The organism is Streptomyces sp. NPDC058375, from assembly GCF_042723425.1.
Lineage (GTDB): Bacteria > Actinomycetota > Actinomycetes > Streptomycetales > Streptomycetaceae > Streptomyces > Streptomyces durocortorensis.
On record NZ_JBHXJG010000391.1, the window covers coordinates 1 to 4,506 of the forward strand.

5 protein-coding genes and 1 pseudogene are annotated in these 4,506 nt (G+C 71.2%); 5 read left to right on the plus strand and 1 reads right to left on the minus strand.

What is annotated here, in order from left to right; genetic code table 11:
* Positions 1–126: 126 nt before the first annotated feature.
* On the minus strand, positions 127–1,116 hold the full coding sequence (locus ACFWM7_RS33860; protein WP_383268218.1) for an ABC transporter permease: 990 nt from the start codon (positions 1,114–1,116) through the stop codon (positions 127–129).
* 126 nt (positions 1,117–1,242) lie between these two features.
* Here ACFWM7_RS33860 and ACFWM7_RS33865 point away from each other — a divergent pair, with 126 nt between their 5' ends.
* The 5 genes and pseudogenes from ACFWM7_RS33865 to ACFWM7_RS33885 all read left to right on the plus strand — a co-directional run.
* Positions 1,243–1,863: a TetR/AcrR family transcriptional regulator gene (locus ACFWM7_RS33865; protein WP_383268221.1), complete on the plus strand. Its 621-nt coding sequence runs from the start codon at positions 1,243–1,245 to the stop codon at positions 1,861–1,863.
* Positions 1,864–2,000: 137 nt separating this feature from the next.
* Complete coding sequence (locus tag ACFWM7_RS33870; RefSeq protein ID WP_050357661.1) at positions 2,001–2,303, plus strand: urease subunit gamma; 303 nt, start codon at positions 2,001–2,003, stop codon at positions 2,301–2,303.
* A gap of 13 nt (positions 2,304–2,316) precedes the next feature.
* The gene (locus ACFWM7_RS33875) at positions 2,317–2,628 is read left to right on the plus strand and encodes an urease subunit beta (RefSeq protein ID WP_383268224.1); all 312 of its coding nucleotides are present in this window, start codon (positions 2,317–2,319) and stop codon (positions 2,626–2,628) included.
* Positions 2,621–4,342, plus strand: a complete 1,722-nt coding sequence (locus tag ACFWM7_RS33880) for an urease subunit alpha (protein WP_383268227.1) — start codon at positions 2,621–2,623, stop codon at positions 4,340–4,342. The genes ACFWM7_RS33875 and ACFWM7_RS33880 overlap by 8 nt, the downstream gene beginning before the upstream one ends.
* Positions 4,339–4,506: pseudogene (locus ACFWM7_RS33885) on the plus strand (urease accessory protein UreF); the annotation flags it as partial. The gene ACFWM7_RS33880 and the pseudogene ACFWM7_RS33885, both read left to right, overlap by 4 nt.

The window sequence follows — 4,506 nt, forward strand, 5'->3', positions numbered from 1 at the left end:
TCCCGAAGGAGGGGCACCCGGCTCGGCTCGTGCGCTTCCGCGGGGCCCGGCTCGGCTCGTACGGTTCCGGGGCCTGGGTTGGCCCGTACGCTTCCGGGTCCGGCTGGAGCCGTACGGTTCCGGTGCTCAGCCGGTCGGGGCCGGCTCCCGAGCGGGCTCGGCGGGCACCGGCTCGACGGGCTTCGGTGCGCGCCGGGCGAGCAGCGCGGCCGCCAGTCCGAGCGCCGACCACAGCGAGAGCGTCAGTACGGCCCCGCCCGCCGCGCTCCCGTCGAAGAAGGCGACCGAGCGAAGCAGGGAGCCGCCCGCGCCCGGCGGAAGCCACTGGCCGATCGCCCCGACGGGCTCGGGCAGCAGCTGCGGTGCGCTGGTGACGCCGGAGAAGGAATTGCCCAGCAGGACCATCAGCAGTGCGCCGAGTCCGATGCCGCGCGTCCCGAACAGGGCGGCGAGCCCCGCCACCGCCGAACCGATGGACAGCACGGTGAGCGCGAGCACGCCCGCCTCCGTCCACCAGTCGCCCGTGATCACGCCGAGCCAGCTGTGCGTCACGGCCGTGGCGGCGAGCCCCACCAGTGCGGCCGCCGCGAGCAGGGTCAACGCGCCGCGCACCCCGCGCAGCCCCATCAGGGTGACGACGGCTCCGGCCGCCATGCCCGCCAGGGCCAGCGGCAGGACGCTCGCTCCGAGTGCGCTGCCGCGGGGGTCGCCGGGCGGCGCGGCCACCACATCGGTGACCTCGACCGGAGTGCCCTGCGGAACGGACGCGGTCACCGCGTCACGCAGCAGCTGCGAGACGACGGGGCTCGCCGCCGACGCGGTGAGCAGGTGCGGCCCCTGCGGGGTGGCGACGACGGCTCCGTATACGACCCGGTCCTCGATCGCGGTACGGGCGGCGGCCTCGTCGTCGTAGCGGTGCACCTCGAAGGCGCCGCCGCGCTCCTCGAACCGCTGCTCCAGCTGTTGGGCGCCCGGCGCCGCGCCCGCCACTCCGACCGGGAGGTCGCGCGGCGCGATCCGGGCGGCGGGCCAGGCAAAGGACCAGAGGGCGAGGGGCACCGTCAGGGGGACCAGCAGGATCACCGCCACCGCGCGGCGGTTGGGTGCGGTGGACATGAGGGGCCTCGATTCGCGCGACGGGCAGAAAGTCAAAGAGAAGGATCGTTCGTTTTACGTCTCGCTCCCACTGTCGGCACGCCTCGGACGATTGTCAAGAAGGAATGTTCGTTTTAGGTTGAGGCCATGGCCCGCGTATCCCAGGAACACCTCGACGCCCGCCGCCGTCAGATCCTCGACGGTGCGGCGCGCTGCTTCGCCCGCAACGGATTCCACGCCACGTCCATGCAGGACGTCCTCAAGGAGGTGGGACTGTCCGCCGGAGCGGTCTACCGCTACTTCGCCGGCAAGGAGGACATCATCGCGGCCATCACCGAGGAGACCTTCGCCGTCATTCGCGGCGCGTTCGAGGAGGCCGCCCGCATGACGCCGCCCCCCACCCCGGACGCGCTGCTCAGCCGGGTGCTAGGCGGGGTGCTCGCGGGTCAGGTGCACGGACTGGAGCGCCGTGTCTTCGCCGCGCTCGTGGTCCAGCTCTGGTCCGAGACGCTGCGTGACGAACGGCTCGCCGCACTCCTCGACGAGGGTTACGCGACCATGCGCGTCGCCTGGGGGAAGCTCGTCGACGCCTACCGCTCCGCCGGGATACTGAGCAGCGACGTGCCCGGCGACCATGTGGCGCGAACGATGATCGCGACGGCGCAGGGCTTCATCGTGCAGGAAGCGCTCTTCGGGGACGTACGCACCGAGGTGCTGGAGAACGGGTTGTGCGGTCTGATGTCCATCACCCCGCAAAAGATCAGTTAACGCAATGGAAAAACTTCCGCTCTAACGTGCAATGCCTGGTCGCGAGAGTGCCGTTCCCGTTCAACGAGTTGTTGAACGGGGATATGGTCCCGCTGCGTCCGGAGCCGGAGCCGGGCGGAAGACGATGAGGTGGAAGCGTGCAACTGACCCCGCACGAGCAGGAACGTCTGCTCATCCATGTGGCCGCCGACGTGGCGGAGAAGCGCCGTGCACGCGGGCTGCGGCTCAATCACCCCGAGGCCGTCGCCCTGATCACCGCCCATCTGCTGGAAGGCGCCCGGGACGGCCGTACCGTCGCCGAACTCATGGCGTCGGGGCGGAAGGTGCTCACCCGGGACGACGTCATGGAGGGCATCCCCGAGATGCTCCACGACGTCCAGGTCGAGGCCACCTTTCCCGACGGCACCAAGCTCGTCACCGTCCACGACCCGATCGTCTGACGGGGGAGCGCCGATGATTCCCGGAGAGATCCTGTACGGGAACGGGGGCATCCCCCTCAACGAGGGGCGGGCGGTCACCCGCCTCACCGTCCTCAACGCCGCCGACCGCCCCGTCCAGGTCGGTTCCCACTACCACTTCGCCGAGGCCAACCCCGGGCTGCGCTTCGACCGTGCCGCCGCCCGCGGCCTGCGGCTGAACATCGCGGCCGGTACGGCGGTCCGCTTCGAACCCGGCATCCCCGCCGACGTCGAACTCGTCCCCCTCACCGGCCGCCGCGTCGTCCCCGGCCTGCGCGGCGAAACCGGAGGTGCCCTCGATGCCTGAACTCGAACGAGCCGTGTACGCCGACCTGTTCGGGCCCACGACCGGCGACCGGATCCGGCTCGCCGACACCGATCTGCTCGTGGAGATCGAGGAGGACCGCTCCGGCGGTCCCGGACACGCAGGCGACGAGGCGGTGTTCGGCGGCGGCAAGGTGATCCGGGAGTCGATGGGCCAGGCCCGCACCACCCGGGCCGAGGGCGCGCCCGACACCGTCATCACCGGGGCCGTCGTCATCGACCACTGGGGCATCGTCAAGGCCGACATCGGCATCCGGGACGGCCGGATCACCGGTATCGGCAAGGCCGGCAACCCGGACACCATGGACGGCGTCCACCCCGACCTGGTGATCGGGCCGGAGACCGAGGTCATCGCGGGCAACGGGAAGCTGCTCACGGCCGGAGCGGTCGACGCCCACGTCCACTTCATCTCGCCCACCCTGATCGATCAGGCGCTCTCCAGCGGCATCACCACCCTCGTCGGCGGCGGCACCGGTCCCGCCGAAGGCACCAAGGCCACCACCATCACCCCCGGACCCTGGCACCTGGCCCGGATGTTCGAGGCGCTGGAGACCTTCCCGGTCAACATCGGGCTGCTCGGCAAGGGCAACACGATGTCGCAGGAGGCCATGCACTCCCAACTGCGCGGCGGAGCGCTGGGATTCAAGATCCACGAGGACTGGGGCGCGACCCCCGCCGTCATCGACGCCTGCCTCACCGTCTGCGAGCAGACCGGCGCGCAGCTCGCCATCCACACGGACACCCTCAACGAGGCCGGGTTCGTCGCCGACACCCTCGCCGCCATCGCCGGCCGCACGATCCACGCATACCACACCGAGGGGGCGGGCGGCGGGCACGCGCCCGACATCATCAGCGTGGTCTCCGAGCCGTACGTCCTGCCCAGCTCGACCAACCCGACCCGGCCGCACACCGTCAACACCATCGAGGAACACCTCGACATGCTGATGGTCTGCCATCACCTCAACCCCGCCGTCCCCGAGGACCTGGCGTTCGCCGAGTCCCGGATCCGGCCCTCCACCATCGCGGCCGAGGACATCCTCCACGACCTCGGCGCCATCTCGATCATCTCCTCGGACTCCCAGGCCATGGGGCGCATCGGAGAGGTGATCCTGCGGACCTGGCAGACCGCCCACGTGATGAAGAAGCGGCGCGGAGCCCTGCCCGGGGACGGCCGGGCCGACAACCACCGGGTCCGTCGCTATGTCGCCAAATACACCATCAACCCGGCGGTGGCCCAAGGCCTCGACCGGGAGATCGGCTCCGTGGAGACCGGCAAGCTCGCCGACCTCGTGCTCTGGGATCCGGCGTTCTTCGGTGTGAAGCCGCAGACCGTCATCAAGGGCGGCCAGATCGCGTACGCGCAGATGGGCGACGCCAACGCCTCCATCCCGACGCCCCAGCCGGTGATGCCCCGGCCGATGTTCGGCGCACTGGGCCGGGCGGCCGCGCGCGGCTCGTTCAACTTCGTCTCCGCCGCCGCGATCGAGGACGGGCTGCCCGAACGGCTCGCCCTGGACAAGCGGTTCGTGCCGATCACCAGCACCCGGGGGGTCACCAAGGCGGACATGCGGGAGAACGACGCCGTCCCGCGGGTCGAGGTCGACCCCGACAGCTTCGCCGTCACCATCGACGGCGACCCGGTCGAACCGGCCCCGGCGGCGGAACTGCCCATGGCCCAGCGCTACTTCCTCTTCTGAGCCGACGGGTCCGATCCATGTCACGCGCAGCTCTCCTCGTCCTCGCCGACGGCCGGTTCCCCGCCGGCGGCCACGCCCACTCCGGTGGCGCCGAACCGGCCGTCGCCGAAGGGCGGATCCGGGACGCCGACTCCCTCGCCGCCTTCTGCCGGGGCCGCCTGCAC